16 protein-coding genes are annotated in these 21,568 nt (G+C 62.2%); 4 read left to right on the top strand and 12 right to left on the bottom strand.

Annotation, left to right across the window (positions count from 1 at the left end; translation table 11 throughout):
* From HGI47_RS03125 to pabB, 3 genes are read right to left on the bottom strand one after another with little or no spacing between them, the layout of a single operon-like run.
* Entirely contained in the window at positions 1 to 660 is a 660-nt protein-coding gene (locus HGI47_RS03125; protein ID WP_370521617.1) for an RluA family pseudouridine synthase, read from the bottom strand.
* The gene (locus HGI47_RS03120; protein ID WP_168851272.1) at positions 660 to 1,829 is read right to left on the bottom strand and encodes a pyridoxal phosphate-dependent aminotransferase; all 1,170 of its coding nucleotides are present in this window, start codon (positions 1,827 to 1,829) and stop codon (positions 660 to 662) included. Before HGI47_RS03120 ends, HGI47_RS03125 begins: the two co-directional genes overlap by 1 nt.
* Before the next feature lie 2 nt (positions 1,830 to 1,831).
* A complete protein-coding gene (gene pabB / locus HGI47_RS03115) occupies positions 1,832 to 3,601 on the bottom strand; it encodes an aminodeoxychorismate synthase component I (protein WP_168851271.1) in 1,770 nt (589 codons plus the stop codon).
* A gap of 102 nt (positions 3,602 to 3,703) precedes the next feature.
* Between pabB and HGI47_RS03110 the strand changes: the two genes are divergently transcribed.
* The gene (locus tag HGI47_RS03110; protein ID WP_168851270.1) at positions 3,704 to 5,278 is read left to right on the top strand and encodes a helicase HerA-like domain-containing protein; all 1,575 of its coding nucleotides are present in this window, start codon (positions 3,704 to 3,706) and stop codon (positions 5,276 to 5,278) included.
* 50 nt (positions 5,279 to 5,328) lie between these two features.
* Here HGI47_RS03110 and HGI47_RS03105 read toward each other — a convergent pair whose 3' ends face one another.
* From HGI47_RS03105 to HGI47_RS03080, 6 genes are all read right to left on the bottom strand, one after another.
* Positions 5,329 to 7,998: a M1 family metallopeptidase gene (locus tag HGI47_RS03105; RefSeq protein WP_168851269.1), complete on the bottom strand. Its 2,670-nt coding sequence runs from the start codon at positions 7,996 to 7,998 to the stop codon at positions 5,329 to 5,331.
* A 142-nt stretch (positions 7,999 to 8,140) separates the two neighbouring features.
* A complete protein-coding gene (locus HGI47_RS03100; RefSeq protein ID WP_168851268.1) occupies positions 8,141 to 9,535 on the bottom strand; it encodes a HAMP domain-containing sensor histidine kinase in 1,395 nt (464 codons plus the stop codon).
* A 5-nt stretch (positions 9,536 to 9,540) separates the two neighbouring features.
* A complete protein-coding gene (locus tag HGI47_RS03095; protein ID WP_168851267.1) occupies positions 9,541 to 10,278 on the bottom strand; it encodes a response regulator in 738 nt (245 codons plus the stop codon).
* Between the two features lie 5 nt (positions 10,279 to 10,283).
* Positions 10,284 to 10,928 carry an EF-hand domain-containing protein gene (locus HGI47_RS03090; RefSeq protein ID WP_168851266.1) on the bottom strand — a complete coding sequence of 215 codons (645 nt, stop codon included), beginning with the start codon at positions 10,926 to 10,928 and terminating at the stop codon, positions 10,284 to 10,286.
* Positions 10,929 to 11,150: 222 nt separating this feature from the next.
* Complete coding sequence (locus HGI47_RS03085; protein ID WP_168851265.1) at positions 11,151 to 11,519, bottom strand: VOC family protein; 369 nt, start codon at positions 11,517 to 11,519, stop codon at positions 11,151 to 11,153.
* 59 nt (positions 11,520 to 11,578) lie between these two features.
* Positions 11,579 to 13,378, bottom strand: coding sequence for an aminopeptidase P family protein (locus HGI47_RS03080; protein ID WP_168851365.1), 1,800 nt, complete (start codon positions 13,376 to 13,378; stop codon positions 11,579 to 11,581).
* Between the two features lie 61 nt (positions 13,379 to 13,439).
* Here HGI47_RS03080 and HGI47_RS03075 point away from each other — a divergent pair, with 61 nt between their 5' ends.
* Both HGI47_RS03075 and HGI47_RS03070 read left to right on the top strand, forming a co-directional pair.
* The gene (locus HGI47_RS03075) at positions 13,440 to 15,527 is read left to right on the top strand and encodes a S9 family peptidase (protein WP_168851264.1); all 2,088 of its coding nucleotides are present in this window, start codon (positions 13,440 to 13,442) and stop codon (positions 15,525 to 15,527) included.
* On the top strand, positions 15,524 to 15,919 hold the full coding sequence (locus tag HGI47_RS03070) for a thioesterase family protein (protein ID WP_168851263.1): 396 nt from the start codon (positions 15,524 to 15,526) through the stop codon (positions 15,917 to 15,919). Before HGI47_RS03075 ends, HGI47_RS03070 begins: the two co-directional genes overlap by 4 nt.
* A 4-nt stretch (positions 15,920 to 15,923) precedes the next feature.
* On the opposite strand, the gene HGI47_RS03065 is transcribed toward HGI47_RS03070, so the two are convergent.
* From HGI47_RS03065 to HGI47_RS03055, 3 genes are all read right to left on the bottom strand, one after another.
* Positions 15,924 to 17,612, bottom strand: coding sequence for a diguanylate cyclase (locus tag HGI47_RS03065; protein ID WP_168851262.1), 1,689 nt, complete (start codon positions 17,610 to 17,612; stop codon positions 15,924 to 15,926).
* A 134-nt stretch (positions 17,613 to 17,746) separates the two neighbouring features.
* Complete coding sequence (locus HGI47_RS03060) at positions 17,747 to 20,146, bottom strand: DNA translocase FtsK 4TM domain-containing protein (RefSeq protein ID WP_168851261.1); 2,400 nt, start codon at positions 20,144 to 20,146, stop codon at positions 17,747 to 17,749.
* A gap of 86 nt (positions 20,147 to 20,232) precedes the next feature.
* Positions 20,233 to 20,811, bottom strand: coding sequence for a thiamine phosphate synthase (locus HGI47_RS03055; protein ID WP_240949928.1), 579 nt, complete (start codon positions 20,809 to 20,811; stop codon positions 20,233 to 20,235).
* On the opposite strand from HGI47_RS03055, the gene HGI47_RS03050 reads away from it, so the two are divergent.
* Positions 20,810 to 21,475 carry a YggS family pyridoxal phosphate-dependent enzyme gene (locus tag HGI47_RS03050; protein ID WP_168851260.1) on the top strand — a complete coding sequence of 222 codons (666 nt, stop codon included), beginning with the start codon at positions 20,810 to 20,812 and terminating at the stop codon, positions 21,473 to 21,475. The genes HGI47_RS03055 and HGI47_RS03050 overlap by 2 nt on opposite strands.
* Positions 21,476 to 21,568 lie beyond the last annotated feature (93 nt).

Genomic DNA, 21,568 nt, shown 5'->3' with positions numbered 1-21,568 from the left:
TCAGGTCTGGGGCAGTTCGAAGCTGAAAGCATCAAAATCGACGGGCATCGGAGAATAGCCTTCAATCGGCTCCTTGCCCGCGCGCGGCACGGTGAGTTCCGAAGCGTGGAGCATCGTGCGCCATGCCCCCTTGCCGTCTCCATAGATCGGATCGCCAACCAGCGCATGGCCCAGCCCGGCCAGCGCGTGGACGCGGATCTGGTGGGTGCGACCGGTTTCGGGACGAAATTCCACCAGCGTCAGGCCGGGCTTGCGCGACAGGACTTTCCAGCGGGTGACGGCAGGCTTGCCCTTCTTGGCCGAGATCATGCGCCAGCCCTTTTCGGCGGAACTGATCTTGGACAACGCAAGGTCAATCGTGCCGCTTTCTCCCTCCACTTCGCCAGCCACGATGCCGAGATAGACCTTCTCCACCTCGCGCGCTTCAAATGCGGCGGAAAAGCGTTTCAGCGCCTTGGGATTGCGTGCCAGCAGAAGGCAGCCCGATGTATCGCGGTCGAGACGGTGGACCGGGAACGGTTCGCGCTGGAAGCCGAAGCGCAGCGCATCGAGATGATTTTCGAGGCTATCGCCGCCCGCGCGCGGACGATCCAGCGGCAGGCCCGCAGGCTTGTCGATCACCAGCGCTTCACCGTCTTCGAACAGGATGGAAAAATCGATCACGCCACAGCCTTTGCAATACGCCGGAGCGCTTCTTCGAGTTTTGCCTCGTCCGCTGCGAAGCTGATGCGGAAACCATCGCGCCCGCCAAAGGCCGATGCAGGGACGACCGCCACACCGCTTTCCAGCAGATGCAGGCACAGCGCTTCATCATTTCCGAACCGCGCCATCAAAGGGGTGGCGTCGACCATACAGTAGAATGCGCCATCGGGAATCGGAGTGGACAGGCCGGTAATGGCATTGATTGCAGCGCAAACCATATCGCGGCGCGTCCGGAACCGTTCACGCCATTCCAGCAGAAACGCCTGCGGCCCTTCGAACGCAGCCACCGCAGCCGCCTGAGAAATCGAAGCCGGATTGCCCGAAGAGTGCGATTGAAGCCGCCCCATCGCGCCGATCAGCCATGCCGGACCTGCGGCAACACCGATGCGGAAGCCGGTCATCGCGTGGCTTTTGGACACGCCCGATACGGTCAGGATGCGGTCGGCAAGATCGGGGCATTCCACCGCAAGCGTGGCGTGGGCACCATCGCCATAGCGCAGCGGCGCATAGATATCGTCGCTCATCACCAGAACGCGCGGATGGCGGCGCAGCACTTCGCCCAGTGCCCGCAGTTCCTCCGCCGGATAGGTCGCGCCGGTGGGATTGCCGGGGCTGTTAAGCAGCAGCCAGCGCGTGGCAGGCGTGATCGCCGCTTCAAGCTGCGTTGCGGTGATGCGGAAACCGCCCGCCGCATCGGTGGGCAGATCGACCACTTGCGCGCCTGCAAAGCGCACGATTTCAGGATAGCTGACCCACCACGGGCTGGGGATCAGCACTTCGTCGCCTGGATCGAGTGTGGCCAACAGGGCGTGGAAGATCGCCTGCTTGCCGCCCGCGCTAACGATGACCTGCGAAGCGGGCACTTCGATGCCCAGATCGCGGCGGAAATGCAAAGCCGCCGCTTCACGCAAGGCTGCTGTGCCGACGACGGCGGTATACTTGGTATCGCCCGCATCAAGCGCATCCTTCGCCGCTTGCACCACATGGGCAGGCGTAGCGAAATCCGGTTCGCCCACCGAGAGCGAAATCACATCGCGGCCTTCAGCGCGAAGCTGGATCGCGCGGTCGGTAATCGCGGTGGTTTGTGAAGGCGCAATGCGTGCAAGGGCCTGAGAAAGCTTCGTCATGTTCATGCGCCCAAGAGCCGCGCCGGGATCAGCCCGCGCAGGGCGTTGCCCACCAAGAAACCGCCGGACAGGTCATCAAGCGTCAGGTCCGCCTCAACCGCACGCCCAGCCTCGATCAGCGAACGGCGCAGGACGCCCCGCAGCAGGCCAAGGTCCGCGCGAGGCGTAAGCAGCACGCCATCGCGCTCGACAAAAATGTTGGTGAACATGCCTTCGGTCAGCAGGCCATCGTCGCGCAGGAACAGTGCCTCACCTGCACCCGCCTTCTTTGCGGCGGCGAGGCCTGCTTCATAGAAGCCCCGGTCGGTCGTCTTATGTCGCAGCCGCCAATCGCCATCAGAAACCGGCAGCGGCAGGACGGCGCAGGTCAGGCTATCCAAGGGCGCAGGCATCGGGCCGGCATCCAGCGCGTGCGCCCCGCTTTTCGACACCACCAATCGCACTTTGGCAGGCGCATCCAGATCGAAGCACAGCGCGTGAATCGCGTTGCGCAGTGCGTGGCGATCAAAGCTGAAGCCCAGCGTCAGCGCGCTTGCCTTCATCCGTTCGAGATGCAGTTCGAGCAGTTCGATGCCCTTGGCCGGATCGAAGGCCATCGTTTCAATCAGGTCGGCATGGCCGGCAGACAAGCGCAAGAAATTCCCCTTCACCACGCATTCGCGCCATTCGCCGATCATCGCGGAATCGGCCACGACGGCCGACCCCACCCCCATGACCGCGCGGCCATCCGGCGAAAGGCGCACCGTGCGGATTGCCACATTGAACGCGGCATCGCCAGAGGGGTCTATCCGCCCAATCGATCCGCAATAGACACCGCGTGCATCGCGCTCTGCCTGATGGATGATCTCCATCGCACGAATCTTGGGCGCGCCGGTGATCGAGCCGCAAGGAAAAATCGCGTGAAGCAGGCTGCGCGCGTTCTCGCCCGGAGCCAGCCTTGCGCGCACCGTCGTTACCATCTGATGGACCGTTGGGTAGCTTTCGATGGCAAAAGGAGCCTCGACCTTGACCGAACCTGCATTCGACACGCGCGAAAGATCGTTGCGCATCAGATCGACGATCATCAGGTTTTCGGCGCGGTCCTTCACGCTGGCGGCAAGGTCTGCCTTGAACCGCGCGTCCTCTTCCGGCGTGGCCCCCCGCGGCGCAGTGCCCTTCATCGGGCGGACGCGCGCCTCGCCATCGGCCAGCTTGAAGAACAGTTCGGGCGAAAACGAGAGGTGCCAATGCGAACCATCCCAGACCACGCCGCCATAACCGCTACGCGCATCGCGGCGCACATCGGCATAGATTGCCAGCGGATCGCCATCCCATGTTCCGGCCAGCGGAAACGTGAGGTTCGCCTGATAGATATCGCCCGCGCGGATCGCTTCCTGCACCAATCCGAAAGCCTTGGCATAGCCCCCGCACGAGATGGCCGCGCCCATCGGGCCAAGCCGGCCTGCGCCGGTTGCCTCGGTCGCAAGCCAGCGTTCCACTTCGGCGCTGGCCATGCGCGTGACTTTGCCGAACCGCGCAAACCACACCAGAGGCCCCGCTGCACCGGTGCGCTCTGCCGCCAGCGGGGCCAGGCGCGGTTCGAGCGCCAGCCCGGCTTCATAGGCCAGATAGCCCGCCCAATCGCCGGGCGTTGCGGCAATCTGCGCCAATGCGGCTTCCACCTCATCAGCCCGGCGCGCGACGACCACTTCCAGCGCATCCTCATAGAGACGCGCATCGCTGGCACCCTCGGTTCGGGCATCATCAAGGAGAATGAAGGGCTTGAGGCTCATGGCTGGACCGCGCTCTAGCCGTTCCCCGCTCTGGATGCAAAAACCCCTCGCAAGGGGCGGTTGCCCGGCCTAATCATTGGCCAAACGCATGGGGTTCTGCACATGGACGACATCTATCTTGGTCTTGCATCCAACGGCGAACGGCAAGTGCTGCGCCTGCGCCGGGCGAACCGCCACGGATTGATCGCAGGGGCCACTGGCACCGGCAAGACGGTGACTTTACAGGGCATTGCCGAACAGTTTTCGCTGCGCGGCGTGCCCGTATTCATGGCCGACGTGAAAGGTGATCTTGCGGGCATTTCAATGCCCGGCAGCCCCACGTTCAAGCACGCCGCTTCGCTGGAAGCACGCGCCAAGGAACTGGGCATAACCGACTACGCCTATGCCGATAATCCGGCGGTGTTCTGGGATCTTTATGGAGAGAACGGGCACCCGATCCGCACCACGATTTCGGAAATGGGGCCGCTGCTGCTGGCCCGGCTGATGGGCCTGAACGATACGCAGGAAGGCGTGCTGAACATCGCCTTCCGCTATGCCGATGACAACGGCTTGCTGCTGATCGACCTGCCCGATCTGCAATCGGTGCTGATGGCCTGCGCCGAAAATGCCAGCGAGCTTTCAGGCAAATACGGCAACGTTTCAAAGGCCAGCGTCGGCACCATTCAGCGGCAGTTGCTCGCCTTTGAAAGCCAGGGCGCGGACCGCTTTTTTGGCGAACCTGCTTTCGAGATCAACGACTTCATCAAGGTGGATGACCAAGGGCACGGCATGGTGAACGTGCTGGCCGCCGAAAAGCTGATGCAAAGCCCCAAGCTTTACGCGACGTTCCTGTTGTGGCTGCTGTCCGAACTGTTCGAAGCGCTGCCCGAAGTGGGTGATCCCGACAAGCCGGTGCTGGTGTTCTTCTTCGACGAAGCGCACCTGCTGTTCGAGGATGCACCGGATGCGCTGATGGAAAAGGTGGAACAGGTTGTCCGCCTGATCCGGTCAAAGGGCGTGGGCGTCTATTTCATCTCGCAGAACCCCATCGACATTCCTGAAAAGATCGCAGGCCAGCTTGGCAACCGCGTGCAGCACGCGCTGCGGGCCTTCACGCCCCGCGATCAGCGCGCGATCAAGGCGGCGGCAGAGACGTTCCGCATCAACAAGGAACTGGATGTCGAAACGGTGATCACCGAGCTTCGCGTGGGCGAGGCGCTGGTATCAACGCTGAACGACGATGGCTCACCCTCTATCGTCCAGCGCACGCTGATCACACCGCCGCATTCGCGATTGGGGCCACTAACGGCCAAGGAGCGCGCAATCATCCAGTCGGTCAGCGCGTTCGAGGGCAAATACGACACCGCCGTAAACCGCGAATCGGCTGCCGAAGTGCTGGCACAAAAAGCCGCCGATGCCGCTGCTGCCGCGCAGCAGATCGAGGAAGAAGGCGAGGATAAGCAACGCGCCGCGCCGCGCCGCACCACGTCGATGTGGGAGAAGGCTGGAAAGGCTGCTGCCGGGGCCGTCGCTTCATCGGCAGGCGCGGTGATCGCGGCCAAGATTACCGGTAAGAAGACGCGCGCCGCGCCGATGTCTACGGGTATCACCGCCGTGGTCGGGTCAATCGCCTCTTCGATTGGGGGCGAGGCATTTGGCCGGTTCGCGCGCGGCGTGCTGGGCGGATTGCTGCGCTGAGGGCAGGAAGATAGCCCCCTCCTCTGAAGAGGAGGGGGCTCAATGCGATATTACCGCTTCTTCGCAGCCATCCAGTCGGTCAGCCCCTTGGCGAAGAGCGGGCGCGACTTGGCCTTTTCGGTCAGCATCGCGATGACGCGGTCTACCGGACGGCCAGCCTCGGCAGGAACCGTGGCCCTGAACGCCTTGAGCTTTTCGATCATCGCCGGATCGCTGGAATTGGACCCCAGACCGGCGATGAAGGTCACACGGCTCTGCGCATCGACCAGCGCCTCAACCTTGGCGCGGTTGGCCAACGCATAGTCATAGGTCGCATCGGCGTGCAGAGCGGCTGACGCGACGATCATTGCCGCGCTGGTGGTCTTGCCCGGCACGTCGGTCAGCGCCAGATCACGCGCAGCCTTCGCCAGCGCAGCGTCTGCCGGGCGGCCCAGCAGGGTGTAGAGGAACTGCCGCTCCACCGCGCTGTTCGATGCCGCCGCCATTGCCTGAATCGCGTCCCAATCGGCCTTGGTGGCATTGCGCGCGACAATGTTCAGCCACGTCGTCTTGAGCGGGCCGTCGAGCGCCTTGGGGTTGGACGCCAGCAGGGCGAAGCGACGGCGCGCCTCTGCCACCACATCAGCATCGCCCATCGTACCGAAGCCCGAAATCAGCGTGGAGCGCAGGTCCGCATCGGGCAGGCTTTCGCCCGCCTTGGGTTCAAAACCAAGCGCCAGCAGACGTGGCTTGTAGGTTGCGGCAACCTTTGCGGCGAGCTTCTTCTGTGCGGCGGCGTCCTTGTCGAGCGTGCGCCATGCGCCCACGAAATCGCCAAAGGCATTGCCCAGCACCACCGGATTGGCATTGCCGGGGACCGCTGCCAACAGATCGAACGCCGGGCCATAGGGCTGATAACCGCTGGCTGAGAGCGCAAGATTATCGGCAATCAGACCCATCTGATCAACCGGTGCGAGCGTTGGCATCGCAGTCTTCAGCGATTGCAGCATCTTCGGCGTGTAGAGCGAGCGGTAATAGCCAAGCTGGCCCGCGTTGATCACCACCGGCCCGCAGCCATTGACGCTGACCGTGGCCTTGCCGCCATCAAGGATCGTGCGCACGGGTTCGCCAGAACCGCTCGAAACCAGCAGCGGCACTTTCCATTGCTGCGGCTTGGCGGCAACTTCATCCTTGCGATCAACGCTGAATTCACTCTGTTCAAGATTGAGCGTGGTCACGCCCTTCTTGCAGGTCATGCCGGTGACTTTGACCAGAGGGATGCCGGGCTTGGTGGTGAAGTCCATCGCGATGGCGGTCAGCCCCGGCGCGCCAGCTTTTTCCACCGCCTGCCACAGATCCTTCGATCGGGTGTTCGAAAACTTGTGATCGCGCATGTAGGCGCGCAGGCCATCGCGCCACACCGTCTCGCCCGCGAACGCTTCCAGCATAGAGATGACCGCTTCACCCTTCTGATAGGTGATCGCGTCGAAAGCCTGATTGGTCTCGTCGACCGTCTTGATCTCCTGCACGATAGGGTGCGTGGTCTTGTAACCATCAAGGCCCATTGCGGCATCGCGTCCGTTCACGCGGCCCAGCAGGGGGAACCAGTCAGGATGGAAATGGGCCGTAGCCTTGGTTTCCATCCAGCTTGCGAAACCTTCGTTCAGCCAGAGGTCTTCCCACCACGCCATCGTCACCAGATTGCCGAACCACTGGTGCGCCACTTCGTGCGCCTGCGTGGTCACGATGTTCTGCCGCGCCGCCGCGCTGGTGATCGCCGGATCATCCAGCAGGATGCGTTCGAACGTAAGGATCGCGCCCCAGTTTTCCATCGCGGAAAAGAACTGCGACTGGCCGGGGGCGGCCACGTTATCCAGCTTGGGCAGCGGATAGGGCTGGCCGAAATAGTCGGCATAATAAGGGATCAGCGGTGCAAGTTCGTTCAGCGCAAAGCGTGACTGTTCGCCACTGGCCTTGGGCGCTACAATGCCGACCTGCACCCCGGGCGCGGCCTCGCGCGCCATGCGTTCGAAATCACCGAGCGCGAAAAACAGCAGGTAGGACGACATCTTCGGGCTTGTGCCGAAGGTCACGCGCTTCTTGCCGCCTTCAAGCGGTTCTTCCTTGGCCACGGGCATGTTGCCGATGGCCATCTGGCTGGCGGCAACCACGGCGGAAAGATCGAATGTCGCCTTGTAGATCGGCTCATCGAACATCGGTGCAAAGCGGCGCGCATCGGGCGCTTCGAACTGGGTGAACAGGCCGCGCACGTCCTTGCCGGTCACCTTGTCAGGGTAATCGAGTGCGAACAGGCCGTTGGCCTGCGTGTTGATCACGCCGGTATAGGTCGTGTCGAGGCGGTACTTTCCGGGGACCAGCGGCTGCGCGGCGGTGAAACGCGCGGTCTGGCTGGCGGGGTCCATAGTGATGATGACCGGCACCGCAGCACCGCCTGTGGGCGTCAGCGTGGCGGACGAAATGTTCAGGTCCAGCGCGTGCAGCGTCAGAAATGGGGTTGCCTCGGTTACCTCAAGATCGACCGAAGACTGGCCGCTGAACTTCAGGTTGGCGGCATCGGGCGTGATCGCGATGGTGTAGTGCGATGGATGCGCTACGCGCGGAAGGTCGGTGTGGACACCCGCCGCCGCGGAGGGGTTGGCGGCAGTCTGCTGCGCAAGCGCCGGGCTGGAAAGGGCGGCAGCAGACAGCGCGAGTGCGGAAACGAGAGAAAGAGTACGCATCGTGGGCAGGAACTCCGGGCGTCAGAAAAGGCTGCCGTCGCAATCGGCAAGAATGGTTGCACTAGCAACCGGTCAGCCCCCTCGCGAATCCTTTCGACCAAACGCCCTGCACAGCCGATGAACGTCGTTGACTTGCGACTGACTACTGAAGCGGCAGACGGATCGTGGCGATCAAGCCATCTGCCTGGCCCTCGGCCTTGCGCCGGTTTTCCAGCGTCAGCGTGCCGCCGTGCTGATCGGCAATTGCGCGTGCCAGCGTCAAGCCAAGACCGCTGCCGCCCGTGCTGCTGTTGCGCGATGCATCAAGGCGCGTGAACGGCTCCATCATGCGCGCAATTTCATGGTCTGGAATGCCGGGACCGTCGTCCTCAATCCGCAACACAGCCATACGCCCTTCGCGCCGCAAGGAAACACGCGCCCGCTCGCCATAGCGCATGGCGTTCGAAACCAGATTGCGCAGCGCCCGCCGCATCCACGTGGCACGCACCGGCAGGACGATGCGGTCGGTTTCACCCAGTTCCACCGGCTCACCCATATCCTCGAATTCACCGATCACATCGGCCACGAGCGCCGAAAGCTCGGTAGGCTCCAGCGGGTCGGTTGGCCTGCCCACTCGCGCCAGCGAAAGGATATCGTCCAGAGAGCGATTGATATCCTCAATCGTCGCGGCCATCCGGCCACGCTCCAAGTCGTCCTCAACCGCCTCTATGCGCACTCTAAGTGCCGCTAGGGGCGTTTTAAGATCGTGTCCGATCGCGCCAAGCATCACGTCCTTTTCGTTGAGCATGGCGGCGATGCGCGCTTCCATCGCATTGTGCGCTACGATCAAGCCGCGAATGTCTTCAGGCCCTTCGGGCTGCAATTGCCCTTCGATTGCCCGGTTTCCGGCAAAGTCCTCTACGCGCCGCGTCAGCGCCTTGAGCGGGCGCGCCATGCGGCGCAGGATCAGCGCCATCGCGCCGACAAGCACAAGATAGAGCACGATGGTCTGTCCGACCAGCGGCGCGATCACGAGCATTTCGCCGCCATCGGTGAAGACCCGCGTCGATGTCCATCCTCCGGCCCTGCTCTGGATCGAGGCGATCACCAGCCTCGGCATCGGCTCTTTCGACACCAGTTGCAGCTTCCGGCGATTGCGCTCCCAGAATTCGAGGCTGGGACCGTCCTTCAACGGATCGCGTTCGAACACCACAACTTGCGCTGCATCCACGCCTTGCGCGCTGAGCACTTCGGCCAGTTCATGCTCAACCCTGGGCAAACGTTTTTCGCCCGGTCGATGCAAGGACTCAACCGTGTGTTCTATGCGGAACACTGAGGGAGGCCGGTCCTCCTTGTCACGACGGTTACGTCGACGCTCTTCCGGCGTTGGCCCAATCAACCGAAATGCCGCGGAACTAACCATCGACATTTCCCGCCGATGCTTCTGCTCGCGCCAGATCAGCGTGGCCGAAATGGTCTGCGCCACCAGTAGCGCCAGCGCAATTGCCAGCAAGACCTGCCCCTGAAGGCTGCGCGGCCAGAGACGGAGGCGCTCCATGCGTATCAGCTATCCTCGCCCGTTGCCGGGCGCTTGCGCACTTCGGTCGCTAGCATATAGCCACCGCCCCACACGGTCTGGATCAGTTGCGGGTTGCGGCTGTCCACCTCAACCTTGCGGCGCAGGCGCGATATCTGGTTGTCCACCGCGCGATCAAACAGATGCGCTTCGCGGCCTTGCACCATATCGAGCAGGCGATCACGATCCAGAACCTGCCGGGGATGATCGAGGAAGGCGAGCAGAAGGCGAAATTCTGCAGACGAAATGGCCACGACGGCACCTTCGCGATCAATCAGGCGGCGCTTGAGCGGATCAAGCCGCCAGCCTTCGAATTCATAGATGACCGCATCCGAGACTTCGCTGGACTGCTTGGTTGCACGGCGCAGGACCGAACGAATCCGCGCCACCAGTTCGCGCGGATCGAACGGCTTGACCACGTAATCGTCAGCGCCGATTTCCAGCCCGACGATACGATCGGTGGATTCGCCCTTGGCGGTGATAAAGATCACGGGCAGCCGCTTGGCTTCAACCAGATGGCGGCAAAGTGAAAGCCCGTCCTCACCCGGCATCATGATGTCGAGCAGGACCAGATCACACCCCGCTTCCAGCAGACGGCTGCGAGCCTCGGCGGCGGTGCCGGCCTGCGTTACGACAAACCCCTGTCGGACCAGATAGTCCGCCAGGGGTTCGCGCAGCGCAGGTTCGTCATCCACCAGGAGTATGCGGATCGGCGCTTCGTTCATGACATTCAGTCTGCCGGCGGCGGGGGCGGAGGTCCATCACCCATCGCACCGTGTCCACCCATCGGGCCACGCATCTTGCCCATCATCGTCTTCATCGCGGCACGGCGCTCATCCGGCGTGATCTTGCCGTCCTTATTGGCATCAGCCATGTCGAAGTGCATCTTCACGGCCGCATCGTATTCAGCGCGCGATACTGCACCATCCTTGTTGGTATCGGCCATCTTGGCCATCTGCATGGCACCGCCCATCATGGCGCGATGGCCCATGCGGCCTTTGCCACGACCGCTCCAGCCTTCGCGCTTGCCTTCAGCGCCGCCAGCCATTGCTGCGGGAGCCGCCTTTGCCGGAGCCTTCATGGCGGTGTGGTGGGCGACAAACTCTTCGCGGCTGATCGCGCCATTCTTGTCGGTGTCGATCTTGTCGAACATCACGCCCATCTTGGCCGCACGGTCTGCGCTATCAAGCTTGCCGTCCTTGTTGACGTCCAGCTTGACCCACATTGCATCGGCCTTGGTCTTCATCTCGGCCCAAGTGATGGTCTTGTCGCCATCGGCGTCGGCTTTCTGGGCCATCGCAGGGGTCGCAGCGTAGAGCGCTACCGATGCTGTCGCCATGATGGCCGCCGAGGCAGCTATGTGAAATTTCTTCATCGCGGTGCTCCATGAGCGGGAAAGGGGTCAGGAAACTGCGGCCACCCACTGGCAAGGAGAGGGGGAGGGAAGCCTTGCCCAGGGGACTGAGCGTGGACGACCGCAGTTCCTGTAACACCTATCTAGGCGCACCTTGTCGCGCGACTATGCCGGAGCGGCGGGTTTATTGTCGCAAATTGTCGCGCGGCGCGCGGCCCGTTCATCCGGGTGCAAGCGCCGCAACTACCCCATGACGAAAGCGTTAAGCTTGTTGCCATCAATATCCCGGAAATAGGCGGCATAGAAGGTATCGCCACGTGGGCCGGGCGCGCCTTCACACGTGCCGCCATTGGCAAGCGCCACCGCGTGAAGCCGGTCCACCTGATCCTTGTCCTTCGCTTCAAGCGCGATCATTACGCCGTTGCCCACCGAAGCGGCATTGCCATCGAACGGCTTGGTCAACCCGATGCCTGCGCCGCCGCCGGGCGCGCCCCAAGCAATCGCGCCCTCCCATTCCATCATGCGGCCCACGCCCATTTCGGCGGCAATCGCATCATAGAACTTTGCGCCGCGTTCGAGATCATTCGTCCCGACGGTGACATAACCGATCATGGCATTTCTCCTTCACCCCGCGATTCGGGATAAGGAACAATAAGTGAACACAACTACTCTCACAAGGGGGCGCACGCCGCTTCCAGCCATGCCAGTTCAGCGCCGGACAATTGCGGTGCCAGAACTGCGCGCACGCGGGCATGATAGGCGTTGAGCCAGCCCAGGTCGTCGCCCGAAAGCAGCGCAACATCCACCAGATCGCGGGCGATGGGCGCGAAAGTCAGCGTTTCGAAGCCGTAGAATTCGCCTTCGGCCCCGGCAATATCGCGCCGTTCGACGAGCACCAGATTTTCGATACGGATGCCATATTCGCCGGTCTTGTAATAGCCCGGCTCGTTCGAGAGTATCATGCCGGGCAGCAGTTCCTGCCCGGTGCCCGCCTGCCCGCCACTGGCCTTGGCAATGCGCTGCGGGCCTTCATGAACGGCAAGGAAGCTGCCCACGCCGTGCCCGGTGCCGTGCGCATAATCGAGGCCTGCCGACCACAGGAACTGGCGCGCGAAGCTATCGAGCTGGCTGCCTGCCGTGCCTTTGGGGAAGACCGCGCGGGCCAGCGCGATGTGGCCCTTGAGCACGCGGGTGAAGCGGTCCTTCACTTGCGCCGGCGGCGCATCCGGCCCCACCCATACGGTACGGGTGATATCGGTCGTTCCATCCAGATACTGCCCGCCCGAATCGACCAGATAGACACTGTTCGGTTCAAGCGCGCGGCTCGTTTCCTCGCTCACCCGGTAATGCACCACCGCCCCGTTCGGCCCCGCGCCCGATATCGTGTCGAACGAAAGATCGCGCAAGCGCCCTGTTTCGGCGCGGAAGGCCTGAAGCCGCTCTGCCGCGGAAAGCTCGGTCACGCTGCCCTTGGGCGCTTCCACATCGATCCAGTGCAGAAAGCGCGCGATTGCCGCGCCATCGCGCGCCTGCGCAGCGCGATGTCCTGCCTGCTCGACCCGGTTCTTGATCGCCTTTGGCAGGACGACTGGATCGGTCACCGCCACAGCCTCCGCCCCGGCATCGTGAAGCGCGTGGAAAATCGCGGCAACCGCCCGCTCTGGATCGACGGCAACCTTGCGGCCCGAAAGGCCGCGCAGGCCTTCAACAAAGCTATCGCGCGGATGCACCCGCACCGCGTTACCAAGATGTGCCGTCAGATCAGGCGTGACCTTTTCGGGCGCGATGAACAGGTCCGCCGTGCCATCGGCATTGGCGATGACATAGGACAGCGCCACCGGCGTCCTGTCCACATCGGCCCCACGAATGTTGAGCAGCCATGCGACCGAATCCAGCGCAGAGATCACCGCCGCGTCATAGCCATTGGCATTGAGCCATTCTGCCACCGCTGCCCGCTTTTCATGCGCAGATTGGCCCGCGTGTTCATCGGCGTGAGGCACGGCCGGGGCGAGCGAAGGGGCGGGCTGATCTGACCATACCGCATCGACAGGGTTGACCTTTACCGGCACCAGCGCGGCATCGCGCCTGTCCAGCGCTGCACCGACGGCTTCAGCCCAGCCTTCCGAATGGAGCCATGCGTCATAGCCGATAGTCGCACCCATTGGCGCATGTTCGCCCAGCCATGCAGCAACGCTGGTTTGCGGGACCGATTGGTAGGACCACAATGCACCATCCACCTGATCGCGCACTTGCAGGGTATAGCGCCCGTCAACGAAGATCGCAGCCTGATCGGCCAGCACCACCGCCGTGCCTGCCGACCCGCCAAAGCCGGTCAACCATTCCAGCCTTTGGGCATAAGCGCCCACATATTCGCTCATATGTTCATCTGAAATCGGGATGACGAAGCCATCCAGCCCATCTTTTGCCAATTGTTTGCGCAAGGCATCAAGGCGGGCTTCATGTGTGTGCATCAGCATGGGATTGGTCCTGAATCTGGCGGCCCGGCTTGCGGGCATCATGTACGCAACATAGATGCAGGGCATGAGCATTGCCACAACTCCTGTCGCCGCCCCTATCGCCACTAAGCAACCGCACAGCTTTTCGCACCACGGTCTGACCGTTACCGACGACTATGCGTGGCTGCGCGATCCGGGCTATCCTGAAGTGACCGACAAGGCAGTGCTGTCTCACCTCGAAGCGGAAAACGCCTGGTTCGAAAGCCGCATGGCCGAACGTCAGCCGGTGATCGACGCCTTGTTCAAGGAAATGCGCGGCCGCATCAAGGAGGCCGACAAATCGGTTCCGCAGAAGGATGGCGATTGGCTGTATTGGATCGAGTTCGAGGAAGGCGCAGAATACAAGAAGTGGTGGCGCCGGCCCGTGGATGCAGCCAATGATGGCAGCGCAGACGAACTGATCCTCGATGAAGTGGCGCTGGCCGAAGGCAAGGACTACTTTCGCCTTGGCGCGATTGCGGTGTCGAAGGACGGCACGAAGCTGGCATGGTCTGTCGACGACAACGGTTCGGAACGCTTTACCGCGCGGATCAAGATCATCGCCACGGGTGAAATGCTGCCTGACGAAATTCCCGGCACCCTATCCGGTCTGATCTGGGTCAAGGATGATACGGGCCTCGTCTATTCGCTCGCCAACGAAAACTGGCGGACCGACAACGCGCGCCTGCACTGGATCGGGCAGCCGCTGGAAAACGATGTCGAACTCTATCACGAGGATGACGAGGGCTTTCGCGTTGGTGCAGCGCTTTCGGCCAACGAAAAATGGCTGATCATCTCGACCGGCGATCACGAGACAGGCGAGGTTCGCCTTGTCCCTGCCGACGATCCGCTCACCCCCCCGCTGCTGGTGAAGGCCCGACAGAAGGGCGTAGAATACGATGTCGATGAGCGCGACGGCGTGCTCTACATCCACGCCAACGACACGCACGAGAACTTCCGCCTTGCCACCGCGCCGCTTGATGCCCCCGGTGAATGGACCACGCTGATCGAGGGCACGGACGATTTCTATCTCACCGGGTTCGATCTGTTCCGCCAGTTCTATGTCGTCGAAGGCCGGGTGCGTGGACTGGATCGGATCGAGCTGCGTTATTACGACGATCCCGCGCGCGTCCAGCCCATCATCTTTCCCGAAGCCAGCTATGAAGCCTCATTGGGTGACAATCCCGAATGGGACATGACCGTGCTGCGCGTCGGGTATGAATCGATGGTCAGCCCGGCCTCGGTCTATGACTACGATGTGGCGACGCAAGGCCTGACGCTGCTGAAAGTGCAGGAAATCCCCAGCGGCTATGATGCCTCGCTTTATGAAACCGCACGACTAGAGATCGCGGCGCGCGATGGCACGATGGTGCCGGTCAGCGTGGTCTGGCGCAGGGATCGTGCACAAGGCGGTCCGCTGCATCTCTATGGTTATGGCGCTTATGGCATCGCCATCGGTCCCGGCTTTTCCACCACGCGCCTCAGCCTTGTCGACCGAGGCTTTGCCTATGCCATCGCGCATATCCGGGGCGGCGATGACCTTGGCCGCGCATGGTACAAGGCGGGCAAGCTGGAAGCGCGCACCAACACGTTCAACGATTTCGTCGATGTGGCCAAAGGCCTGATCGAGCGCGGCTTTACCCAAGCGGGCAAGATCAGCATTTCTGGCGGCTCGGCAGGCGGTGAACTGATGGGCGCGGTGATCAATTCCGACCCCGACCTGTGGGGCGCGGTGGTGGCGCATGTGCCGTTCGTCGATGTGCTGAACACCATGCTGGACGAAGAGCTTCCGCTCACCCCCGGCGAATGGCCCGAATGGGGCAATCCGATCGAAGACAAGGCCGCGTTCGAACTGATCCGGTCCTACTCTCCCTACGATCAGGTGCGCGCGCAAAACTACCCACCGCTGATGGTAACGGCAGGGCTTAACGATCCGCGCGTAACCTATTGGGAACCTGCCAAATGGGTAGCCCGCCTGCGCGAGGTTAAGACCGACGGTAACGAACTGATCCTCAAGACCAATATGGGCGCAGGGCACGGCGGCAAGTCGGGCCGGTTCGAGAGCTTGAAGGAAACGGCGGAAGAGTTTGCCTTCATCCTGTGGCAGCTAGGGGTGCCCGCTTGAGCAAACGCCATACCCTCACCTTCACCGCCGGTCCTGAACACATCGATGAACTCGGCCACGTGAACAACGCGGTCTGGGTTAACTGGATTCAGGACATCGCCACCGCGCATTGGGCAGCGGTGGCGTGCGCCGAGCATCAGGCGGCCTATGCCTGGGTCGTGACACGGCACGAGATCGACTATCGCGGCAACATTGCCGAAGGTGAAAGCGTCAACGCCGAAACCTACATTCCCGAACCGCCTAGTGGCGCACGGTTTGATCGCCGCGTCGATTTTCGCAATGGCGCGGGCAAGGTGATCGTCAGCGCCAAGACCACTTGGGCCATTATAGACCGCGCATCGGGCCGCATCCTGCGCGTGCCCCGCGATGTCGCTGCCCCGTTCCTGCCCTGACCGTTCAGGCCACCTCGGAAAGCGCCGCCGCAGGGTGAAATCCGGTCACCTTTTCACGCATCGTGCGGTTCCGACCAAGACGCTTTGCTTCATACAGCAACTGGTCGCAGCGGGCGTAAAGCGAGACGAAATCGATCTGCAGATTGCCGCGCAGATCATGTTCGACCAGCCCCATGCTGGCGGTGACCATGCGTTCAAGCCCCGGCACCTCGCTGGTAATGCGCGTGGTTATTGCGCGGCGGCAGCGTTCGGCACGCGCAGCAGCGTCATGGCCGCGCAGCAGCAGCAGGAATTCCTCGCCCCCCATGCGGATGGCATGGGTATCGCGGTCATCAGCCAGAGCGAGCGCGACCGCGCATAGCACCATGTCGCCCGTGGCGTGACCGTGGGTATCGTTGACCACCTTGAAGTGATCTAGATCGATCACCGCCATCGTGCGGAAACCGCGCCGGAACAGTTCCTCGAAATGGGTTTCGATGGTGCGACGGTTGCGCAAGCCTGTCAGCGGATCGCGATCAGCCATGCCTTCCAGTTCAAGCGCACGCGCAGTTGCCTCATCGCGCTCCTGCCGGACTTCCATGAAGCGGCTGACAATGCCGAGTGCGGTGACCAGCACCTCGAAGGCGAGCGATAGCTGATAAGGCAGGATCGCTTCGGTCGGCTGGATCGTGGGCACCACATAACCAAGGATGCGCCATGTACCGACCGCCATCAGCGGGGTCCAGCCCAGAATCAGAAAACGCACCGCGCGGCTGCCATTGCGGCGGGCGTTGCCCATCAGCAGCACCAGCATAATGATCGTTGCCGCCACCGAAAGGTGCATCGCTGCCGACGACCAAGGGCGCACCGCTTCTACCGGAATGCTGCTGATCGTTCCGACGATCCACATGAGCGGCGCCAGCCCGGCAGCCACCTTGCGGACGCGCGGATCAAGGCAGCCTTGCTCGATAAAATGGATGGCAAACAGCAACGCCGCCCCCGCCATCGATGAAAACGCCAGATTCGAGGCCTGCCATTCCCATTCCATTTCGAGCGGGATCAGCAAATGGGCAAAGCCGGTGGCAAAAGCTGCCTGCACCAGCATTGCCGAGACCATGACGAGATGCCAGATGACATAACGTTCGGGGAGGACTGAATAGAATGCGGTGTTGATTAGCAGTGGCACCAGCAGCATTCCGCAGGTTGCCGCCATCGCGACGATCAGTTGCAGTGGCCAACCGCTGCCCTCGGTAAATGGGTCCAACCGCATCTCGCTGAGAGTCGTCTTGCCCCAGGGCCGCACGACCTGCACCGCAATCTGTGCCGTATCGGCAGTGACGCCCGGAACGGGAATCGTCATGTAAGGGCCGGCCGGCAAATGGCGAATGTCGCCCGGCCAATGCGAGGACCAGATTGCGCCGCCCTGACGATCGATCACGCCCACATCGATTCGTTCAAAATTGCCGGTATGCGTGGTCAGGCTTTGCGGCAGCAACCGATCAGAACTGTCGGGCAGATCGAACCGGATCAGCACAACGTCTGCGGAAAGCATCCACGCCTTGCCATCACAACGCCAGCGCCCCTGCTGACCCACAACTTGGGTCCACGATTCGCTGGCCTGAGCATCGGCATGGCATTTGCGCACAACCGGCACGACCTCTGCCGCCGCTGTCGTGGCAATGCTGCCAAACGACACCAGCAGGACAAAAGCCATAAATCGAGCCAGTCCACCAAACATGCTGCCCGCATAGCGCAGCTTGCTTAGAAGCGAGTTAATGCCCCGGCCAAGAAAAGTGAACAGTAGCAAATAGTGAAGTATAAATTCTGTTCATAATTCACATATGATGTTCACAGTACGTTGCCGTCCTTATCGCGATAAATCTCGCGCCGTCCGACGTGGTTGGCTGGTCCTACCAGTCCATCGGCTTCCATCCGTTCGATCCATTTCGAGGCCGTGTTATAGCCAACGCCCATCTGGCGCTGAATCCAGCTTGCGCTCGCCTTCTGGCTTTCGAACACCAGCTGGCAGACCTGCCGGTACTTGCGGTCTTCGGGATTGTCGGAAGCGCTGTCGATATCGTCAAAACCGAAGCCGCCATCTTCCGGTTCTTCCGTAACCGAATCAACGTATTCAGGGCTACCCTGCCCGCGCCAGTGATCAGCCACCTTCTCGACTTCCTCGTCGCTGACGAAGGGACCGTGAACGCGTTTGATGGGGTCGGTGTTGGGCTTGTAGAGCATATCGCCCTTGCCCAGCAGTTGCTCTGCGCCCTGTTCGCCCAGGATAGTCCGGCTATCGATGCGGCTGGTCACGGCAAATGAGATGCGAGTGGGCAGGTTGGCCTTGATCACGCCGGTGATCACGTCGACCGAAGGCCGCTGCGTTGCCATGATCAGGTGGATGCCCGCCGCGCGGCTCTTTTGGGAAAGACGCTGGATCAATACTTCGATTTCCTTGCCGACCGTGACCATAAGGTCGGCCAGTTCATCGACGATGACCACGATCTGCGGCAGCACTTCATAATCAAGCTGCTGTTCCTCGAACAGTTCCTCACCGGTATCGGGATCGAAGCCTACCTGAATACGGCGGCCCAGAGGCTTGCCCTTGGCTTGCGCGGCGCGCACCTTTTCGTTGAATCCCGAAATGTTGCGCACGGCAATCGACGACATCTGTCGGTAGCGCCGCTCCATTTCCTCAACCGCCCATTTGAGCGCACGCACGGCCTTGGCCGGTTCTGTCACCACAGGCGAAAGCAGGTGCGGGATATCGTCGTAAGACTTGAGTTCCAGCACCTTGGGATCGACAAGGATCAATCGGCACTGAGCAGGGGTCAAACGGTACAGAAGCGACAGCAGGATGCAGTTGAGCCCCACCGATTTGCCCGAACCGGTCGTACCGGCAACCAGCAGGTGCGGCATGGTGGCAAGGTCCGCCACGATCGGTTCACCGGCAATGTCCTTGCCCAGAATGATCGGCAGCAGCGCCTTGGAATTTGCGAATTTTTCACACGCGATCAGTTCGCGGAAACTCACCATGTCGCGGATCGCGTTGGGCAATTCGATACCCATCACAGTGCGCCCCGGAATGGCAGAGACGCGTGCGGAAATAGCGCTCATATTGCGGGCGATATCGTCGGCCAAGCCGATGACGCGGCTGGCCTTGATGCCCGGCGCGGGTTCAAGTTCGTACATCGTCACCACTGGGCCGGTGCGCACGGCGGTGATCTCACCCTTCACGTTGAAATCGTCGAGCACGTTTTCGAGCAGGCGCGCATTGCGTTCCAGCGCCAGTTTGTCGACCTTCTGTGTGGATCCCGCCGGGGCCTCTACCAGAAGGTCTATCGAGGGCAGTTCATGCTTGTCGAACAGATCGCCCTGCCGCGCCTTGGGCTGGGCCGCCGCGACGACCGGCGCACGCGTGGAATCGCTGATCTCGGTCGGCTTGCGCGGGGCCAGGACGTCCTCGACATCGATCTCTTCCGCAGCGGCGCGCGCTTCCTTTTCGCGCCGTTCGCGCTTTTGCACAGGCGGAGTGTCCACATTCTGATCGACAAACCGCTCTGCCCGCTGCTTAGCGCCGCTTGATGCGCGATGCAGGAATGGCGGCAGCGAAAGCATCCGCCCCCAATCCAGCGCGAAAATCCGGCTCGCAATCGCCATGCCACCCGCCAGCGCAGCCAGCCCGACCGGCACAGTAAGCCACGCCCGCGACACCTGCGGCATCAGATCGGCAAACGCAGTGATCGCCGCTGCTGCCAGCAGACCCGCCATACCGCCCGGCCCTGCCGGCAGGCGGCTTGCAGAACTCGCACCCCACAGCGCCAGCGCGGTGCCAAGAAGAGCCATCGCCACGAACAGCAACAGCGTGGGCCGCCACCAGCGCGGCTCAGGAAGCAGATCTTCGTCTTCGTCAGTGTCGATAAAGTCGCTTTCCGCCTCCCACAGGCGCCGCGCAAAGACCCACAGCAAAGGCAGCAGAAGCACGCCCGGCAGGCCAAAGAACAAAAGCACCCGCTCTGCCGCCCAAGCCCCGGCGAAGCCCATCCAGTTCTCGACCGGGCTACCCGATGCCGTGCTGCCCGAAGGGTCGGTCTGCGTGTAGCTGATCAGAGCCAGGGCCAGAAACAGCATGGCTCCTGCCAGCACACCGCCGCCGATCAGTTCGAAACTGCGGCGCATCGAACGGCGCAGCACAGCGCGCCAATCAGCGCCGCTTGTGCGTGCGGAAAGTCCTGCCCGGCTTGCCATGTCTTCGTGTATCCCTGCCCTTGCTGTGGGTATAATGCGCCTTTTGGGGAGTCACCGTCAAGAATCCCGACAGGAAATGCGATGAATCAGCACTTTGCATAGCCAGACGCAAAGCCATCAATTGCCGCCCAGCCATGCACTGGCAACCTGCGCGCGCGTGCAGCCGTCATCCCGCCCAATGCGATCACCGGCAAGGGCGATTGCCGCGCCAGCATCAGGAAACGCGCCGTGCCCAGCACTTTGGCACCGGGATGCGAACGCGTGGCGAATACAGGGGAGAGCAAAACTGCGTGTGCACCTGCCCGTGCCGCCATGCCAATCTCCCGCAGCGAATGTGCCGTTGCCAGGCGCAGGCCTCTCGCGCCGGCGACCTCTTTTGCCGAACCATAGACTCCGCCTGCGCGCCATCCGGAAGGTACTCGCGCGCCGATCACCAAACCACCACGCCGCTCCGTCAGCTTGCTAAGATGCTGAAAGCGGTCGCGGCGCACGTCCTGGTTCAAATGGTAGTGTCGGAACACCACGACGCTACCGCGCGGCAACCGCGTGATGGCTCGCTCCAACCCGGCATCGTTACGCGCATCGGTCAGCAGCACGCAACGCGGCACGCCTTGCCTACTGATGATCTGGCGCTTTCCCATCGGCGCGCTATAGCACCGGCGCATGGAACAGGCAGTCCCTTCATCACCGCTCGAAATCGTCCGCAGCCGCATTGCCAGCGCTGCGCGCATCGCAGGGCGCAAAGCCGATCAGATCGCACTTGTCGCAGTTTCGAAGACCAAGCCTGCCGAGGCGATTCTCGATCTGATTGCTCAGGGACAGCGCGTGTTTGGCGAGAATCGCGTGCAGGAAGCGCAGGACAAATGGCCTGCCATCCGCGCCGCCCATACCGACATCTCACTGCATCTGGTCGGCCAACTTCAGTCGAACAAGGCCGAAGATGCGCTGGCGCTGTTCGATTGCATCCACTCGCTAGACCGCGCCAGCGTGATCGCCGCCCTGGGCAAAGCGCAGGAAAAGCTGGGCCGCAAAGTGCCGTGCTTCGTGCAGGTCAATATCGGTGCGGAAGAGCAGAAGGGCGGCTGCACCGTGGCAGAACTGCCCGGCCTGCTCGATCAGGCGCGCGACGCCGGGATCGAGGTGATCGGCCTAATGTGCGTGCCGCCCGCCGACATCGAACCCGCGCCTTTCTTCGCTCTGCTCGACAAACTGGCCGACGATCACGGCCTTCCCGCGCTGTCGATGGGTATGAGCGACGATTTCGAGACGGCCGTCCAACTGGGTGCAACACATATCCGTGTCGGCTCAGCCCTGTTCGGAAGCCGCTGAAAAACATAGGGACTTAACGTTAACTTCAGGACTTTTTGTCAGACGGCATTCTACTGCTGTCGGGCTTAATCGATCGTGCCCGGTGCGTGTATT

The sequence above is a fragment of the Novosphingobium sp. ERN07 genome (assembly GCF_012641335.1).
Classification (GTDB): domain Bacteria; phylum Pseudomonadota; class Alphaproteobacteria; order Sphingomonadales; family Sphingomonadaceae; genus Novosphingobium.
Note: the sequence above shows the minus strand (reverse complement) of the source record. Positions and strands in the feature narration are given on the sequence as shown.

Excerpts from the sequence above, each read along its gene's own strand:
- HGI47_RS03120 (WP_168851272.1), bottom strand. The coding sequence starts at position 1,829 with ATGACGAAGCTTTCTCAGGCCCTTGCACGCATTGCGCCTTCACAAACC.
- pabB (WP_168851271.1), bottom strand. The coding sequence starts at position 3,601 with ATGAGCCTCAAGCCCTTCATTCTCCTTGATGATGCCCGAACCGAGGGT.
- HGI47_RS03110 (WP_168851270.1), top strand. The coding sequence starts at position 3,704 with ATGGACGACATCTATCTTGGTCTTGCATCCAACGGCGAACGGCAAGTG.
- HGI47_RS03105 (WP_168851269.1), bottom strand. The coding sequence starts at position 7,998 with ATGCGTACTCTTTCTCTCGTTTCCGCACTCGCGCTGTCTGCTGCCGCC.
- HGI47_RS03100 (WP_168851268.1), bottom strand. The coding sequence starts at position 9,535 with ATGGAGCGCCTCCGTCTCTGGCCGCGCAGCCTTCAGGGGCAGGTCTTG.
- HGI47_RS03095 (WP_168851267.1), bottom strand. The coding sequence starts at position 10,278 with ATGAACGAAGCGCCGATCCGCATACTCCTGGTGGATGACGAACCTGCG.
- HGI47_RS03090 (WP_168851266.1), bottom strand. The coding sequence starts at position 10,928 with ATGAAGAAATTTCACATAGCTGCCTCGGCGGCCATCATGGCGACAGCA.
- HGI47_RS03085 (WP_168851265.1), bottom strand. The coding sequence starts at position 11,519 with ATGATCGGTTATGTCACCGTCGGGACGAATGATCTCGAACGCGGCGCA.
- HGI47_RS03080 (WP_168851365.1), bottom strand. The coding sequence starts at position 13,378 with ATGCACACACATGAAGCCCGCCTTGATGCCTTGCGCAAACAATTGGCA.
- HGI47_RS03075 (WP_168851264.1), top strand. The coding sequence starts at position 13,440 with ATGCAGGGCATGAGCATTGCCACAACTCCTGTCGCCGCCCCTATCGCC.
- HGI47_RS03065 (WP_168851262.1), bottom strand. The coding sequence starts at position 17,612 with ATGGCTTTTGTCCTGCTGGTGTCGTTTGGCAGCATTGCCACGACAGCG.
- HGI47_RS03060 (WP_168851261.1), bottom strand. The coding sequence starts at position 20,146 with ATGGCAAGCCGGGCAGGACTTTCCGCACGCACAAGCGGCGCTGATTGG.
- HGI47_RS03050 (WP_168851260.1), top strand. The coding sequence starts at position 20,810 with ATGGAACAGGCAGTCCCTTCATCACCGCTCGAAATCGTCCGCAGCCGC.
- HGI47_RS03055 (WP_240949928.1), bottom strand. The coding sequence starts at position 20,811 with ATGCGCCGGTGCTATAGCGCGCCGATGGGAAAGCGCCAGATCATCAGT.